The sequence below is a fragment of the Synechococcus sp. WH 7805 genome (assembly GCF_000153285.1).
GTDB lineage: Bacteria > Cyanobacteriota > Cyanobacteriia > PCC-6307 > Cyanobiaceae > Synechococcus_C.
The window spans coordinates 2,589,438-2,604,646 of the sequence record NZ_CH724168.1; the positions used below are offsets into that span (position 1 = coordinate 2,589,438).

17 protein-coding genes are annotated in these 15,209 nt (G+C 55.3%); 12 read left to right on the forward strand and 5 right to left on the reverse strand.

Annotated elements, in window-relative coordinates; translation table 11 throughout:
• The 9 genes from WH7805_RS13265 (at position 1) to cbbX (ending at position 8,749) form a co-directional block, all read left to right on the forward strand.
• Positions 1-1,749, forward strand: coding sequence for a carboxysome shell carbonic anhydrase (locus WH7805_RS13265; RefSeq protein WP_006043653.1), 1,749 nt, complete (start codon positions 1-3; stop codon positions 1,747-1,749).
• Positions 1,750-1,751: 2 nt separating this feature from the next.
• Positions 1,752-2,096 (forward strand): carboxysome peptide A, encoded by a 345-nt coding sequence (locus WH7805_RS13270; protein WP_006043654.1) that lies wholly within the window; start codon positions 1,752-1,754, stop codon positions 2,094-2,096.
• Positions 2,096-2,347, forward strand: a complete 252-nt coding sequence (locus WH7805_RS13275) for a carboxysome peptide B (RefSeq protein WP_006043655.1) — start codon at positions 2,096-2,098, stop codon at positions 2,345-2,347. Before WH7805_RS13270 ends, WH7805_RS13275 begins: the two co-directional genes overlap by 1 nt.
• Positions 2,348-2,400: 53 nt before the next feature.
• Positions 2,401-2,979: a BMC domain-containing protein gene (locus WH7805_RS15140; protein ID WP_006043656.1), complete on the forward strand. Its 579-nt coding sequence runs from the start codon at positions 2,401-2,403 to the stop codon at positions 2,977-2,979.
• A gap of 81 nt (positions 2,980-3,060) precedes the next feature.
• Entirely contained in the window at positions 3,061-4,905 is a 1,845-nt protein-coding gene (locus WH7805_RS13285; RefSeq protein ID WP_038004764.1) for an NAD(P)H-quinone oxidoreductase subunit F, read from the forward strand.
• A 7-nt stretch (positions 4,906-4,912) separates the two neighbouring features.
• Complete coding sequence (locus WH7805_RS13290) at positions 4,913-6,412, forward strand: NADH-quinone oxidoreductase subunit M (protein ID WP_006043658.1); 1,500 nt, start codon at positions 4,913-4,915, stop codon at positions 6,410-6,412.
• Positions 6,409-7,557 (forward strand): CO2 hydration protein, encoded by a 1,149-nt coding sequence (locus tag WH7805_RS13295; protein ID WP_006043659.1) that lies wholly within the window; start codon positions 6,409-6,411, stop codon positions 7,555-7,557. The genes WH7805_RS13290 and WH7805_RS13295 overlap by 4 nt, the downstream gene beginning before the upstream one ends.
• 27 nt (positions 7,558-7,584) lie before the next feature.
• Positions 7,585-7,836, forward strand: coding sequence for a 4a-hydroxytetrahydrobiopterin dehydratase (locus WH7805_RS13300; protein ID WP_006043660.1), 252 nt, complete (start codon positions 7,585-7,587; stop codon positions 7,834-7,836).
• Positions 7,820-8,749, forward strand: coding sequence for a CbbX protein (gene cbbX / locus WH7805_RS13305; RefSeq protein ID WP_006043661.1), 930 nt, complete (start codon positions 7,820-7,822; stop codon positions 8,747-8,749). The genes WH7805_RS13300 and cbbX overlap by 17 nt, the downstream gene beginning before the upstream one ends.
• A 9-nt stretch (positions 8,750-8,758) precedes the next feature.
• Here the strand turns inward: cbbX and WH7805_RS13310 are convergent, their stop codons facing one another.
• The 3 genes from WH7805_RS13310 to WH7805_RS13320 all read right to left on the reverse strand — a co-directional run bounded on the left by WH7805_RS13310 (position 8,759) and on the right by WH7805_RS13320 (position 10,029).
• Positions 8,759-8,986 carry a DUF3136 domain-containing protein gene (locus tag WH7805_RS13310; protein WP_006043662.1) on the reverse strand — a complete coding sequence of 76 codons (228 nt, stop codon included), beginning with the start codon at positions 8,984-8,986 and terminating at the stop codon, positions 8,759-8,761.
• 42 nt (positions 8,987-9,028) lie between these two features.
• On the reverse strand, positions 9,029-9,523 hold the full coding sequence (locus tag WH7805_RS13315) for a hypothetical protein (RefSeq protein WP_156783723.1): 495 nt from the start codon (positions 9,521-9,523) through the stop codon (positions 9,029-9,031).
• Positions 9,524-9,630: 107 nt separating this feature from the next.
• Positions 9,631-10,029, reverse strand: coding sequence for a RidA family protein (locus WH7805_RS13320; RefSeq protein WP_006043664.1), 399 nt, complete (start codon positions 10,027-10,029; stop codon positions 9,631-9,633).
• Between WH7805_RS13320 and WH7805_RS13325 the strand changes: the two genes are divergently transcribed.
• Entirely contained in the window at positions 10,028-11,158 is a 1,131-nt protein-coding gene (locus WH7805_RS13325; protein WP_006043665.1) for an ABC transporter ATP-binding protein, read from the forward strand. The genes WH7805_RS13320 and WH7805_RS13325 overlap by 2 nt on opposite strands.
• Here the strand turns inward: WH7805_RS13325 and gloB are convergent.
• Positions 11,142-11,900: a hydroxyacylglutathione hydrolase gene (gloB, locus tag WH7805_RS13330; protein ID WP_006043666.1), complete on the reverse strand. Its 759-nt coding sequence runs from the start codon at positions 11,898-11,900 to the stop codon at positions 11,142-11,144. The genes WH7805_RS13325 and gloB overlap by 17 nt on opposite strands.
• Before the next feature lie 29 nt (positions 11,901-11,929).
• On the opposite strand from gloB, the gene hisG reads away from it, so the two are divergent.
• Together hisG and WH7805_RS13340 are read left to right on the forward strand one after the other, a co-directional pair.
• On the forward strand, positions 11,930-12,583 hold the full coding sequence (gene hisG, locus WH7805_RS13335) for an ATP phosphoribosyltransferase (RefSeq protein WP_038005555.1): 654 nt from the start codon (positions 11,930-11,932) through the stop codon (positions 12,581-12,583).
• Complete coding sequence (locus WH7805_RS13340; protein ID WP_006043668.1) at positions 12,583-14,412, forward strand: ABC transporter ATP-binding protein; 1,830 nt, start codon at positions 12,583-12,585, stop codon at positions 14,410-14,412. The genes hisG and WH7805_RS13340 overlap by 1 nt, the downstream gene beginning before the upstream one ends.
• Here the strand turns inward: WH7805_RS13340 and WH7805_RS13345 are convergent.
• Positions 14,385-15,140: an alpha/beta fold hydrolase gene (locus WH7805_RS13345; protein WP_006043669.1), complete on the reverse strand. Its 756-nt coding sequence runs from the start codon at positions 15,138-15,140 to the stop codon at positions 14,385-14,387. The genes WH7805_RS13340 and WH7805_RS13345 overlap by 28 nt on opposite strands.
• Positions 15,141-15,209 lie beyond the last annotated feature (69 nt).

A 15,209-nucleotide genomic window follows, 5' to 3' on the forward strand; every position in this document is an offset into this window, starting at 1 on the left:
ATGGTTCGCTCCATGCCTCTCCGCGGCGGGCGACCTCAGGCGCCCACGGCTCCGACGCGGCGTCAACTGTTTTCTCAGGATGACCAACCGTCATCATCTCCAGGGTCCTCCATTCCGTTAACCCGATCCGAGACGCGTTCTTCAGCGCTGCAACGCCGACAAGCGTTGACCACCGCTGGTAAGGCTGCAGTTCTTAACTCTGGTTCAGTCGCTGCTGGGCGAGTTCGCACTCAGCAAGACCGTCCCCGACCTTCAACCCAGCAGCCTGGCTGGGTCAAGAAGGTCTCTCAGCCATCGCGTTCGACTGTCAATCTCAGCCGCTCGTCTCTTCCATGGACCGTTGATCTTCACCCTCTGACGGATCAACAGCAGAACCGTGATCTTCAGGCTTATGAGACTGAGATCAAAGGACGATTTGATCGGATTGTTCCTGTGCTCAAGCAGGTGGCGGTCCTGCAGCATGAGCCAGATTTCCTGTCGCAGGCCCAACGTCTGGCTCGAGCCGAACTGGGATTTGATCTGCCGGATCACATTCTTGAAAAGTCCTGGGTCCGTCCCCTGGATATGCGAGCGTTGTTCGCCTGGTGTGTTTTTCAATCTCACCAGCAGTTCAGCGATCACTTCTTTCAGGAGGATCCTCTGAAGAGCGCTGTGGGGAGTTCAAATGCTCAGGCATTTGATTCATTTCTCCTCGAGTGTGGATTCCATTTACTGGATGTCACTCCCTGTGCTGATGGTCGGCTAGCGCACACCATTGCTTATGCCCTGCGCATTCCTTTCAGCTCTGTTCGCCGACGTTCCCACGCTGGTGCGATGTTCGATATTGAGAACACTGTCAATCGCTGGGTCAAGACCGAACATCGACGTTTCCGAGAGCAGATTCCGAATGAAGCTCATGCTTCAACGCGTTATCTGAAAATGGTGGCGTATCACTTCAGCTCAGTTGATCCTCTCCATCAGGGATGTGCAGCGCATGGAAGTGACGATGGTTTAGCGGCATCGTCCGGGCTTCGTCGCCTACTTGATTTCAGAGAGGCTGTTGAAAATAGTTTTTGCTGCGGAGCGTCTGTTGATTTACTTCTGATCGGTTTAGACACCGATACGGATGCGATCCGTGTCCATGTTCCCGATCAGCAGGGTGAGATCCGTGTTGACCAATGGTTATGTGCCAGGGCGCTGTACGACAGCACGGTGTCCTTGACATCAGAGCAGGCGCATGAAGCCGTGAAAGCTGCTGTCACTACGCATGTTGCAGCGGCTCCTGATCCGGGCATGGTGCGTTTTGTTTCACAGCTTCTGGTTAATAACTTTTCTCAGCAGGACTATGTCCGTGCTTTGCACCGCGGCCCCTATCCCGACGCAGGTCATGCCGAACGATTCATTGGCGTTGGTATTGGATTCAAGGAGGTTCATCTTCGCAATCTCACGTATTTTGCTCACCTTGATACGGTGGAACAGGGAGCTCCTGATCTGGATGTGGGAGTGAAGATCTTCAAAGGTCTGAATGTATCCCGTGATCTTCCGATTCCAGTTGTGGTGCGTTTCGACTACTCAGGAAAGGTTCCAGGTGCCCGTGATCGAGCGATTGCTGATTGTCATCGCATCCAGTCGGCGATCAACGATCGTTATGAACCTTTGGTGAGTCAGGGACTGCTTCATACGCTGCTCACCATCCGCGACCGCGATCAACCTCATTCCGCCGTTGTCGTTGGTTCAACACTCGATCCCGTTCAACAGGAGGCTCACTGATCATGTTGATCGTCAAGGTCATCAAGCCGCTGGTCTCCACTAACCGGATTCCTGATTTCGAGCACAAGCATCTTCAGGTTGTGCAAGACGGCAGTACCAAAAAAGTGGCGGTGGATGCTGTAGGCGCCAAACCAGGCGACTGGGTCATCTGTGTCAGCAGTTCTGCTGCCCGCGAAGCCGCCGGGAGTAAGTCGTATCCCAGCGATCTCACAATTGTGGGAATCATCGACCACTGGGAACCAGACCCTCCCAAGTCCCCAACCCCTGCGCCTGCACCAACCTCAGCGCCTGCACCAGCACCAACGTCTGCCCCCGCAGCGAATCCAGCGGGAGGAGCGGCTGGCTGATGGAGATTATGCAGGTGATGGGAACTCTGGTCTGCACCTTCCGTGTGGCGGGATTGGATCACATGCACCTGCGCGTCTTGTGCAATTCCAAGGGCAAAAAACTGGTGGCAGTGGATCCTGTGGGTGCCCGAGAGGGCAACTGGGTGTTCACCGCCAGTGGCTCTGCCGCCCGACATGCCTGCCCCGACAACACGGTCCTGACCGATCTGACAATCGGCGGGATCATTGATCACTGGAATCCGGACGGATAGGGAGTTTTCCCCTCTCTCCTCCGTTTCCGTTCCGCTTCCACACCGTTAACCCCATGGCCACTCCATCCCCTTCTCCCCGTCGCCGCACCACCCGCAGCAGTGCCGCTGCGAACAAGACCGTTGATGTGAATCCTGTGGCTACACCTGCTTCCACCTCTCCAGATCCGGCTGCTAGCTCCACCCCAGCGGCATCCACTGGTTCGACAGCGGCTAGTTCACCGGTCACCCGGGCAACCGCCAGTCGCTCCACGACACGCGGCAGTGCAGCGACAGGTTCCGGAGGTCGGGGCAGTGTGTCCAAGCCTGAGACCACGTCCTCATCCGCGGCCCAGCCCATCAAGGGCATCGCTCTGGGCATGATCGAGACGCGTGGCATGGTGCCTGCCATCGAGGCTGCTGATGCGATGACCAAGGCTGCAGAGGTCTCTCTCATCAGTCGTGAGTACGTCGGTGGTGGTTATGTGACCGTGATGGTGCGCGGAGAGACCGGCGCTGTGAATGCTGCCGTGCGTGCCGGGGCTGACGCCTGTGAGCGGGTCGGTGACGGGCTCGTTGCCGCTCACATCATCGCCAGGCCGCATCAGGAAGTAGAACCCGCGCTCATGGCGACCAATGTGCGACGACGTAGCTGATCAGAGATGTCGCCTTTCGACATTTCAGGGTAGATTCCCCGGCCAACACGACATACGAAGATCGACCCGGTCTCGTTTCCTTTGACCTCAGCATTGACGCTGCCACTCCAGACCGCCTGGTTCATTCCTCTCTACGGATTGGCCGGGATGATTGTCTCTCTCCCCTGGGCCTTTGGCTGGTTCCGTCGAGATGCCCACAAGCCTCCCGCTTATCTCAACATTCTGCTCACCCTGGTTGCGGTGATTCATGGCAGCTTGGTGCTCAGAGACGTCATGCTCACCGGGCCGGCTTTGATTCGAGTGCCCTGGCTTTCCGTGGCAGATCTGAATCTCGAGATCAGTTTCAGCCTTTCTCTGACGAATGTATCTGCGCTTGAGCTGATCACTGGATTGAGCCTCTTGTCCCAGATTTACTCACTTGGATACATGGACAAAGAGTGGGCTTTGGCTCGCTTCTTTGCGCTGCTTGGATTTTTCGAAGGGGCTATGTCAGGTGTTGTTCTGAGTGACTCGCTTTTTCAGAGTTATTTCCTTCTGGAAATGCTTACATTGTCAACCTATCTGTTGGTTGGATTTTGGTATGCCCAGCCGCTTGTTGTTACCGCAGCCCGAGATGCCTTTCTGACCAAGCGTGTTGGAGACGTGTTGCTGCTGATGAGTGTTGTGGCAGTGACCGCTTGGTCTGGCGTGACGAGCTTTGAGGATCTTTACAGCTGGTCTGCTCAGAGAACACTTCTTCCTCTTGCGGCAACGCTTCTCGGGCTTGGACTGATTGCTGGACCTACAGGTAAGTGTGCACAGTTTCCCATGCACCTCTGGTTGGATGAAGCGATGGAAGGTCCCAACCCCGCGTCCATTCTTCGCAATTCTGTGGTGGTGACTTGTGGTGCCATCGTGCTGCTGAAGGTAATGCCGCTTCTTCAAAACGCTCCCGTCACCTTGGTGGTTCTTCAGGTGATCGGTGCGATCAGCGCCATTGGTGGTTCATTGGTATCGATTGCTCAGGTGGATATCAAGCGAACACTCTCCTATTCCACAACCGCTTATCTGGGCCTGGTCTTTATCGCAATTTCCCTTCAGGTCCCTGTGTTGGCCTTACTACTTCTTTACGCTCATGCAGTTTCGAAAGCACTGCTCTCCATGAGTGTGGGGGGAGTGATTGCTTCAACCAATTGCCAGGACATCACCGAGCTTGGTGGCTTGGCCAGTCGCATGCCGGCGACAACAGGCTCATTCCTGATTGGTGGTGCTGGACTTGTCGGCCTTTTGCCGCTGGGGGGATTTCTCTGTCTGGCACAGGCGGTTGAGCTGATTGGCGCTCGAGAGGTGATTTTTGTGCCTGTGTTCTTGATCACAAATGTTTTAACGGCACTCAATCTCACTCGCGTTTTCAGACAGGTCTTCCTTGGTCAGTCCCTCGCGAAGACGAGGCGAGCCGCTGAGGTGAACTGGTTGATGGCTCTGCCAATGGTTGCGCTGGCAGTGATTGTGCTCCTAACACCATTCCTGCTAATTCGTCTGGAGTCCCTCGATGGTCTTCTTGCATTCCCCCTATGGGCAGCAGCACTGGTGGTCATCAGTGGAGTGATCGGCGTTTCGATCGGTGGTTTGATCCCACTGAACAAGGCTTGGTCCCGATCTCTTAATCCCATTTTGCGATGGCTTCAAGATCTTTTGGAAAATGATTTCTACACAGAGCGTTTTTACAGGGTGACCATTGTTAATGTCGTGGCAAGCTTTTCTCGTTTGGCAGGTTGGTTCGACAGCACTGTTGTTGATGGTGTGCTTCACGGCTTGGCTCGAATCTCTCTTCAATCGGCTGAAGGTCTCAAACTCAGCATCAGTGGGCAGACTCAGTCTTATGTACTCACGGTGATCGCGGCCATTGTGATTCTTCTCTCCTCCCTTAGCTGGATCCTGAACTGACTCTGTCATGCTTACGATTCTTCTTTTAATTCCTTTCCTTGGTGCGCTGGTCATCAGTGTTCTCCCTCCTGAGGATTCCGGCAAAAATAGATTTCTTGCATTGTTAACCCTTGCTATTCAGTGTGTTTATAGCTTTGCTTTGTTAATTCCTTTTCAGGCGGGCGAGGCTGGCCAGCAATTGGTTGACAGCGTTCCATGGCTCCCTGTTGTAGGTCTTGAGTTCAGCCTTGGTGTTGATGGCTTGTCCCTGCCACTGGTGCTGATGAATGGAGTTCTTTGCCTGGTTGCTGCATTCGCTTCGCGTTCAGTTGATAACCGTTCGAGGCTTTATTTCTCACTACTGTTGGTGATCAGTGGAGCGGTTAATGGTGCTTTTCTCGCTCAGAATCTGCTGCTGTTTTTTATTTTTTACGAACTGGAGTTGATCCCTCTTTGGTTGCTGATCGCAATCTGGGGTGGTGCAAATCGAGCCTATGCATCGACAAAGTTTCTGATTATAACTGCCGTCTCTGGTGTACTCATTCTGGGTGCATTTCTTGGAATTGCCTTAGTTACTGGATCGGCTGACTTTGGAATACGTCCAATTCTTGTCGGTCAGATGAGTTTGTTCACCCAGCTGTTGCTGATGGGTGCTCTTCTCGTTGGATTCGGCATCAAGATTCCCTTGTTCCCCTTCCACACTTGGCTGCCTGATGCTCATACCGAAGCTTCAACGCCCGTTTCAGTTTTGCTGGCAGGTGTTCTTCTCAAGCTCGGCACCTACGGACTCTTGCGCTTTTGCCTGGGACTCTTTCCTGAAGCCTGGTCTGTGGCGGCCCCTTGGTTAGCAGGCTGGGCTGCTATTTCAGTGCTCTACGGGTCGCTGGCTGCCATTGCACAGACTGACATGAAGCGCATGGTGGCCTACAGCTCGGTTGGCCACATGGGGTATGTGCTGCTTGCGGCAGCTGCTGCAACGCCATTGGCGATTATGGGCGCTTTGTTCCAGATGGTGAGTCATGGATTGATATCCGCTGTGCTTTTTCTCGCGGTCGGCATCGTCTATCAGCAAACAGGAACGCGTGATCTCAATGTTCTTCGAGGACTTCTCAACCCTCAACGGGGTTTGCCTCTCACAGGGACACTGATGATTATTGGTGTGATGGCCAGTGCTGGTATTCCTGGGATGGCAGGTTTCATTGCTGAATTCCTGGTCTTCAAAGGAAGTTTCGAGCATTTCCCTTTGGCCACCCTCTTGTCCATGGTCGGCTCCGGTCTGACTGCTGTGTATTTCCTGCTGCTGGTTAACCGTGCGTTTTTTGGTCGCCTTGCAACTGCTCCTGGCGAAACTCTCAATCCGAATATTCTCGATAAGGTGCCCTTGTTTCAACAACTTCCAGCGTTGTCCATGTCTGCGCTGATCCTGATCCTTGGACTGGCTCCACACCTTCTGGTTGGACTCAGCCAAGCAGCCACGACGCAGCTGAGCGATCTTGCCTCGCTGGTTCCATCTGGAGGTTTCGCATGATCACAAGCACTCAGTCGCTGCCTCAAACCCCAGCTCAGGCTCTTCCTGATCAGGATGAGCTGGTTCGGCGCCTCCTTTCAGACACCCCTCTCCTGGCTGATACCCCTGACCACTTGTTGCAGGTGGTCAATGTTCTTGAAAGCTACGGACTCGTTCTTGATGCTTATAGTCGCAATTTGATTCATCAAGGAAATACTCAGCTTCTCAATCCTTTTCCAGTTCTACGTTTTTTTCACGAAGGCTTTTCCTTAGATCGTCTTTGGTCTCATCTTCTTGGTGATCGCATCAATTTTGAATATGCTGAATACTGCCAGAAGGCGATGTTTTGGCATGGCACGGGCGGGATGGATGCCTATTTCGATTCGGATGCCTTCAAGAGTGCCTGTCAGCAGGTGATTGGTTTACGTAGCCGTCGCGATCCTCTGTTGCGCCTCGTTAACGGGCTTTATCCCGGCTTTGCCCCTGAGGCGATTCGTTCGATGACCACGATCTACGCCCTTGGTCTGTTTTGGCGGGTGATGAGTGATATTTTCATTGATCTCGCGCGTCGGTATCGAATCGGCGAAGTGGCTTGTGTCCTCGATGTTGTCCATCACATCCGGGATGGACTCGTTGCTGCAGCTGCAAGCCCGATTACTTACAAAGTCACCCTGGGTGATGAATCCGTGTGGCTTCTACCACCCGAGGCTGGGCTTACCTTCCTCGTGGATGTGGCGGTTCCTTATGTAGAGGCTGTCTTTTTTCGCGGGATGCCTTTCCTTGGAACGGTGTCTTACAACGCTCAGGCGCGTCAGATCTCTCCCGATCAAAGCCAATTTAAGTATGGGGCGCTCTACGCCGATCCAGTGCCCAGCATGGGTGCTGGGATCCCTCCGAGCCTTTGCATGCAGGATATGTTTAGAAACCTCCCGGAGGAGCTGAACGTTTGGTATGCGTCTCATGGACGCTCTGATGCTGACGTGCACGTGCAGATCTGTGTGAGCTTCCAGAAATCAATGTTCTGCGTCACAAACGCGGCCATTATTGCAGGCACCATGCCTCATCCATTGGAAAGCCCGGAACCTTGTGATCAAGCGGCTAACAGAGCCTATGCTGAGGCATGGGCCGGTCGGTTGATGGGATGTCAGCGTGGGGCTCTCCTCTAGCTTTCTTTCAGTTGGTCTGACAAAAGGATGGATCAGTGGACTGAGCGCAAACGTCCGGTTTGTCTGGAAAAACGCATTGAATTCTCTTCCTATGCTGAAACTCGGGACTTTCTTGATCGTCTTGGTTGCTTGAGTGAAGCTCAAGATCGCTTCCCTGATCTCAGCTTTGGCAAAACTTATGTCAACATCACGTTGCGGCCGGTGAGCGACGACGTTGATGCAGTGCTGACTAGTGATGACCATTCATTCGCGAAACTCATTGATGAGCTCGTTGATTGATCTCGCATCCTCTTATAAGTCTTCTGGTGTTGCTGACTTGCTTCAGCAGCTTGATCATGAACTGATTGGCCTGCATCCAGTCAAAACTCGAATCCGCGAGATTGCAGCGTTGCTTCTCGTTGATCAGGCTCGACGTCAACTTGACCTAGTCAGTACGGCACCCAGTCTTCACATGTCCTTTACTGGGCAACCGGGAACAGGAAAAACAACGGTGGCACTTCGCATGTCACTGATTTTGCATCGTTTGGGCTACCTCCGAAAAGGCCATGTCGTTACTGTGACTAGAGATGATTTAGTGGGGCAATACGTTGGACATACAGCACCTAAAACGAAAGAGATGATCAAAAGGGCACATGGAGGGGTCCTATTTATTGATGAGGCTTATTATCTATACAAGCCAGGTAATGAACGTGATTACGGCGCTGAAGCGATTGAAATCTTGTTGCAGGAGATGGAGAGCCAGCGCAATGATCTCGTTGTGATTTTTGCTGGATATAAAGATAAGATGAATGATTTTTACCTTTCTAATCCAGGCTTGTCTTCACGTGTCGCTCATCATATTGATTTTCCGGATTACAGTGAATCTGAGCTATTGCAAATCACCACCTTGTTGTTGCATCAGCAGCAATACGAATTCAGCGCTGATGCTGCTGATGCGTTCGTGACTTATATCTCCAGGCGACGCCAGCTCCCTTTTTTCGCGAACGCCCGTTCCATGCGTAACGCGGTGGATCGCCTTCGTCTTAGGCAAGCGAACCGCCTGTTCTCCCAGATGCACAGCCCTCTTGATCGGGATGCTCTTGTGACGATTGAAGCAGCAGATGTGCTGGCCAGTCGTGTGTTTCAGGGGATGGTGGAGGGGGAGGATCCTTCGATCCCTCTCACCGAGATCGAGCCCCCTTCCGCGAGCTGAGGAGCAGGGTCAGGTGGGGCTGGCTTGCTCGAGGTCCCGCCTGATTAACGCCATGAGATAGGACGGCGCTTTGTAGCGACCAGGAAGGCAGCGGTTGAGGGTCTCGAGGTGTCCCCAGCAGACAGTTTTCTCGATCTCTTTGACCTCGCGTCCTTCTTTCAAAAGTCTCCGTAAAGCCTTGCAGTACAAGGGGTAACCCGCTTCCAGTTCGCCGATGGTCAGCTTTGCCTGGGGCATGAGGATTGCTCAGGTGCAACCCTCAACCTATGAAACCGTCGGTCAGCTGTTGGGGCCAAGGCCAGCGAGATGGAGGACCAATTGGCTGCTGTTCGCTTTTGCCAGCTTCTCGATCGTTTCAATTGGACCTTGCAGCCAGTGAGCCACCTGAAGCATCGCCTTCAGATCGAGCGGTTCCTCCAATTCGTTCCGCTCCGTTCCGCTCAGACGACGCAGGGTGCTCCGCTCAATGCCCTGCTCTTCCAGCCAGGTTCTCAATGGAAGGCTGAGTTGCCTTTGGCAGGCTTCGATCCAGAGATCCCAATCGCCCTGCGCTTCACCATCGGCGTCGACAGGAATCTGCAGACTGATCTGCAGGCTTTCGCTTGGGTCAAGGAGTGTGACACTGGCTCGATGGGGTGTGAGCCCTGAATACAGCCGCTGCCAGCCGTTGGCGACCAGTGATCGCGTTGCCTCTTCCCTGGCATTCAGCCAAGGCGTGACTTCCTCAGAAGCCTGCTGAACAACCTTTTCAAATGATTGGGTAAGGGACTCCACGACAAGGTTCAGCAAGGCACAAGAGACTTAAAAGATGGACGCGTGTGCCTTGCGTTTGCCGTGATACTTCATGTTGAAATGTGGATGGATGCGGGATTGTCCCCAGCTCAACTGAGGCAGGCGATGCAATCGATCTCGACCCTTGATCCTTTGGGCAAGGCAGCTACCTGCACACAGGCTCTGGCCGGGCTGACACCCTCTCCGAACCATTCGGCGTAGATCGCATTCACCACCTGAAAGTCGTTGAGATCCACCAGATACACCGTTGTGCGGACCACGCGTGATCCATCGGTGCCTGCTGCTTTCAGTACCGCATCAAGGTTGTGAAGGACTTGGCGTGTTTCTGCCTCCACATCGCCTTCTCCCACCATTTCGCCACTGGCAGGATCAAGAGGGATTTGTCCTGAGCAGTAAAGCCATCCGCCAGCCTGGACCGCTTGGTTGTAGGGGCCGACTGGAGCCGGAGCAGCATCGGTATAAACGGCCTGAATCGCAGAAAGAGTCATGGTTGAGGCTCACAATGTGTCTGCATCTTCGCGTTTTGTGCCGATGGGGGCCTTGCCGGTCGAGATCAATGGTCTCTGGCATCGCTATGGCGGATCCGCTGATGATTGGACCCTTCAGGCAATCGATCTCAAGCTTCAAAGTGGTGAGTTGGTGGGGCTGTTGGGACCTTCCGGTTGCGGTAAAACCACGCTGTTGAGACTGATTGCTGGATTTGAGACTCCAACCCGTGGTGTGGTGCGTCTGCATGGAAGTGAAGTAGCCACACCAGAGAGATCCCTGCCGCCGGAGCGACGCGGTGTTGGCATGGTGTTTCAGGATTACGCCCTGTTCCCGCACCTCAACGCATGGGACAACACTTGTTTCGGCCTGCGACGGGGGGCGGATACCAGTCGGGCCTCGTGGCTTTTGGAACTCCTTGGCCTTGAGCGTCTTCAGCAGCGCTATCCCCATGAACTTTCGGGAGGCCAGCGGCAGCGGCTGGCTTTAGCTCGGGCCCTTGCACCCGCTCCGTCGGTCGTGCTTCTGGATGAGCCGTTCTCCAATCTTGATGTGGAGGTTCGACTAAGGCTGCGAAGTGAGCTCCCCTCTGTCCTTAGTGCTTGTGGCGCCAGCGGAGTGCTAGTCACCCACGACCCCGAAGAGGCCTTGGCCATCTGTCATCGCGTGGCTGTTTTGCGTGATGGATCCCTGCATCAGTGCGCCAGCCCAAGAGAACTCGTGGCGTCACCGGCCACGCCCTTCGTCGGCCGCTTCGTGTTGCAGAGCAATGTGCTTCCAGTTTGGCGAGAGCTCTCGGCCGGGTGTCTTCGATGTCCCCTCGGTGATCTGGGGGATCCAGGCGACCTCGATGAGGAATCACTGCCGGAGGACGCCACTGTCCTCGTCGCTCCAGAAGCCATCATCCTGCACCCTGACCCTTCCGGAGAAGACTGTGTGATGGGACGAGAGTTCCTTGGCCACGGCTGGCTTTATCGGGTTCAGAGTGGTGAGCGTCAGCTTCGACTTCTGAGACCACTGGCGGAAGATCACGATCGGGGCCTTCGATGCCATCTGCAACTTCAACCGGGGGCAACCGTGCTCTTGCATCCTCAGCGCCGGCCTCTTAAAGCCCTCACCAGGCGTCTTTGAGTTTGCGCAGGTCACCGAGCTCTTCGGCAGATTCCGCTCGCAGAAAAAGATTTGATCGACGTTCTTCACCAATCGTGCTCGGCACGGTGAGTTGTCCATGGCTCCTCAGTTCGACCACGTCCCTGAGCCGAGCCTTGATCGCCTGGTCATCAGGCTTGAGTGCACGGGCCCAGTGGAGATTGCCCTCCGTGTATTCATGGGCGCAGTACACACGCGTCGATTCAGGCAGGGCCGCGAGTTTCTGCAAGGCCCTGTGCATGTCGTCGGGAGAGCCCTCAAACAGTCGTCCGCATCCTCCGCTGAACAGGGTGTCGCCACAGAAGAGTGCAGGGGTTGTTTCAGCGGGCGAACAGCCGTCCGGTAAGACAAAGGCGAGATGGGCATTGGTATGAGCCCGTACGTCGATGACGTCCACGGGCATGCCAAGCAAATGGAATCGTGTACCGGCCGAGACCGATTGGGTCTGAAAAGGGATCCGCCGTCGATCCTGTCCTGAGGCGATCACGGCGGCTTGAGGCCACTGATCAAGCAACGCGGGCGTGCCGCCGATGTGATCGGCATGGTGATGGGTCTGCAGCACAGCAATCAACGTCAGCTTTTGCTGCTGAAGTGTCTGGATGACCGGCTCTGCAACGGCGGGATCCACAACCACGGCCTCGGATCCACGTGACCAGATCCAGATGATGTTGTCCTGCAGGACAGGCAGAGGCTGAATGGCTTTCCTCTCCGATACCAGGCTCATCGTTAAAGTCCGAAATGTTGCAGAAGTCCATGATCACCGTTGCATTGGCCAAGGGCGCGCTGTTGCGGGATTCCGTGGAACGATTCCGCTTGGCCGGTCTGGACTTTTCAGCGGTGCTTGATCCGGACAACCGCCAGTTGATGGTTCCCTCCACCTGCGGACGGGCCAGAGCCCTGCTCGTGCGCAACGGAGATGTGCCTGTTTACGTGGCTTATGGACAGGCCCAGCTTGGAATTGTGGGTTACGACGTGTTGCGCGAACACCAAATGCCGGTTGCCCATCTCGTGGATCTCGGTTTCGGAGGCTGCAGGATGTCTGTGGCCGTGAAGAGCTCAAGCGGTTACACAAGAGCAACGGATCTCCCTCCGCATTGCAGGGTGGCTAGCAAGTTCACCCGATGCGCGCGTCAATATTTCGATTCCATTGACCTTCCGGTTGAGCTCATTCATCTCTCCGGGTCAGTGGAACTTGGACCGATCACAGGGATTGCTGAAGCCATCGTGGACTTGGTGGCTACAGGCCGAACGTTGCGTGACAACGGGCTCGTGGCCATCGAGGATTTGTTTCATACAACGGCTCGTCTTGTCGGTCATCCGCTTGCCTTGCGTCTGGATCAGGGAGAACTTCAGGGCATCGTTGATGTCATGCAGGGCTCCCGGCACGATGCAGTGGGCGTGAGCTGATGGCGGGTTCGGATCTGCAACGAATCCGCAGGCTCGGCCGCTACCTCGGACGTGACCGTCGCCGACTCCTGCTCACGCTGACGCTGCTGGTGCCTTTGGCTCTGGCTGGCGCTATCCAGCCGCTTCTTGTGGGTCAGGCGATTTCTGTGCTTCGCACAGTGGCTGGTGCCACGAATGAGTCGGTCCTTCCAGCTCTCCAGGGTCTCGACAGCTCAGTGGCCATCCGTCTGATTATCGGCACGTTGTTGTTATCTGTCTTGCTGCGTTTGGCCCTGCAGGGTTATCAATCGCTCAATATTCAAATTGTTGGCCAGCGTCTGACGGCACGAATCCGGCGTGATTTGTTCTCACACGCCATGGATCTCTCGCTCCGGTTCCATGATCGGATGCCTGTGGGAAAGCTTCTCACCAGACTGACCAGTGATGTTGACGCTTTGGCTGAAGTTTTCGGCAGTGGTGCCGTGGGTGTGCTCGGAGATCTGGTTTCACTCACAGTGATCGCCATTTCAATGGTGTTGATCGAGTGGCGGCTGGGGTTGCTCCTCCTCGTCACGCAGGTTCCGGTCACTTTGTTCATCCTCTGGCTTCAGCGTCGTTACAGGAAGGCGAATTACAGAGTGCGAGAAGAGCTCTCACAACTCAATGCTGAGTTTCAGGAAAATCTTCAGGGCTTGGAAGTCGTTCAGATGTATCGCAGGGAAGCCTTCAACGGTTCCCGGTTTGAAACCACTGGTTTGGCGTACAGAAAGGCTGTGAATGGAACGATCTTTTACGACAGCAGCATTTCCGCATTTCTGGAATGGGTGTCGCTGGGTGCCGTCGCCATTGTTCTCGCTCTGGGTGGATGGATGGTCACGGCTGGTGCCATGGGGCTGGGCACGCTCACCACATTCATTCTTTATTCCCAGCGGTTGTTTGATCCTCTTCGCCAGATGGCGGAACGTTTTACACAGATTCAGGGCGGGTTGACGGCGGTGGAGCGCATCGGTGAGCTGCTCGAAGAGCCCCTTGAGATCCAGAAGCAACCCATCGCTGCGGATGGCGTTCAGCAATCCATCACGACCAAACCACTCCAACTCATCCAGACGCCTCGGGGGGAGGTGGTGTTCGACAACGTGCATTTCGCTTATCGCCCTGACGAACCGATCCTTGAAGACCTCAGTTTCCGCATTGCACCCGGGGAGCATGTGGCGTTGGTCGGCCCAACCGGCTCTGGAAAAACCACGGTGATCCGTTTGCTGTGCCGTCTTTATGAACCCCAGCGGGGGAGGATCCTGCTGGATGGCCAAGACATCCGCACCCTCTCCCTCTCCGATTTGCGTCATCAGCTCGGAGTGGTTCTGCAGGACACCTTTCTCTTCAGCGGCAGCATCGCTGACAATCTTCGGCTCGATCAGAACATTGCTGATCAGAAGCTGGAGGATATCTGCAGGGATCTTGGTCTCAGTGGCCTTCTCAATCGCCTGCCGGAGGGACTCGATACTGAACTCCGGGAACGGGGGGGGAATCTCAGTTCAGGAGAGAGACAGCTGTTGGCTGTTGCCAGGGTGGCCATTCGCAATCCCACTGTGTTGGTGATGGATGAAGCCACTGCGTTTCTCGACCCCTCAACCGAAGCCACGCTTCAACGCGATCTGGATCGGCTTCTGGAACGACGAACAGCTGTGGTGATTGCGCACCGTTTGGCCACCGTGGAGGCGGCAGACCGCATTCTGGTGTTACGCCGTGGTCGTCTGATCGAGCAGGGCAGCCATCTCCAGCTTCGAGCTCAAGGGGGGTTGTACGCCGAACTGGCTGAACTTCAGGAACGTGGTCTGGCCAGGCTCTGAGCGATCAGCCACGTCTCAATCTCAGTACATAACGCCTCCGGTTGCTCCCGCATCGGCAGATGTCCGCAGTTCGTGATTTCCCGATAGTCATGCCCGGAGCTGTATCCCGCCAGGTGGCGCACATAGCCAGGTTCCATCACCTGATCTCGCTCACCACTGATCCACAGGCTGTTCACCGCAAGCCGTGCCACCATCCCCGGCAGTTGACGAACAGCTCCCCTGCTGGTGCTGTTCACTAGAAGCCCCCGGGCAGCTCGACTCTCGGCTCGTAGAGGACCCAGGCGCCCCAGGGGCGGCGGTAGCCGGTGCAGGCCCTCCGGTCGCATGTTGATCACGAGTCGTCCGATCGAGCGCAGTTGCCGGAAGGGTTTGGGCTGATAAATTCCTCCCCCCGCCGCCACGCAAACAAGGCCACACAAGCCTGACTTGGCGTTTCTGCGCAGTTCGGCTTCCGCGTGAAGCACAACGCTCCCTCCCAGGGAATGCCCCATGAGAATGAAGGGTCGACCTGCTGCTCGATCCAGAGCCTGAGTGGCCAACCAACGTCCGTAGGCCGCCAGTGTTGGCAGAAGGGTCTTTGGGCGGATCCGGTCTCCGAAGCCAGGCAGGTCCAGACACCACAAGCTGACAGGGATGCCTCGCTGTTCCCAGGTCTTCACAAACGGTTCCCAGACCTGTCGGCTCAGCATCCAGCCATGCACCGCGATCAGCAGGGGAGAGTCGTTCATCAGAGCGTCAGTGGCCCGACCAGCCTGCCGTCTTCTGGGCCTCCGGTGCGTCAGGATCACTCCAAAGCA

Coding starts and splice junctions, on each gene's coding strand:
- WH7805_RS13265 (WP_006043653.1), top strand. CDS start 1: ATGGTTCGCTCCATGCCTCTCCGCGGCGGGCGACCTCAGGCGCCCACG.
- WH7805_RS13270 (WP_006043654.1), top strand. CDS start 1,752: ATGTTGATCGTCAAGGTCATCAAGCCGCTGGTCTCCACTAACCGGATT.
- WH7805_RS13275 (WP_006043655.1), top strand. CDS start 2,096: ATGGAGATTATGCAGGTGATGGGAACTCTGGTCTGCACCTTCCGTGTG.
- WH7805_RS15140 (WP_006043656.1), top strand. CDS start 2,401: ATGGCCACTCCATCCCCTTCTCCCCGTCGCCGCACCACCCGCAGCAGT.
- WH7805_RS13290 (WP_006043658.1), top strand. CDS start 4,913: ATGCTTACGATTCTTCTTTTAATTCCTTTCCTTGGTGCGCTGGTCATC.
- WH7805_RS13295 (WP_006043659.1), top strand. CDS start 6,409: ATGATCACAAGCACTCAGTCGCTGCCTCAAACCCCAGCTCAGGCTCTT.
- WH7805_RS13300 (WP_006043660.1), top strand. CDS start 7,585: ATGGATCAGTGGACTGAGCGCAAACGTCCGGTTTGTCTGGAAAAACGC.
- cbbX (WP_006043661.1), top strand. CDS start 7,820: ATGAGCTCGTTGATTGATCTCGCATCCTCTTATAAGTCTTCTGGTGTT.
- WH7805_RS13310 (WP_006043662.1), bottom strand. CDS start 8,986: ATGCCCCAGGCAAAGCTGACCATCGGCGAACTGGAAGCGGGTTACCCC.
- WH7805_RS13325 (WP_006043665.1), top strand. CDS start 10,028: ATGGTTGAGGCTCACAATGTGTCTGCATCTTCGCGTTTTGTGCCGATG.
- WH7805_RS13320 (WP_006043664.1), bottom strand. CDS start 10,029: ATGACTCTTTCTGCGATTCAGGCCGTTTATACCGATGCTGCTCCGGCT.
- gloB (WP_006043666.1), bottom strand. CDS start 11,900: ATGAGCCTGGTATCGGAGAGGAAAGCCATTCAGCCTCTGCCTGTCCTG.
- hisG (WP_038005555.1), top strand. CDS start 11,930: ATGATCACCGTTGCATTGGCCAAGGGCGCGCTGTTGCGGGATTCCGTG.
- WH7805_RS13340 (WP_006043668.1), top strand. CDS start 12,583: ATGGCGGGTTCGGATCTGCAACGAATCCGCAGGCTCGGCCGCTACCTC.
- WH7805_RS13345 (WP_006043669.1), bottom strand. CDS start 15,140: ATGAACGACTCTCCCCTGCTGATCGCGGTGCATGGCTGGATGCTGAGC.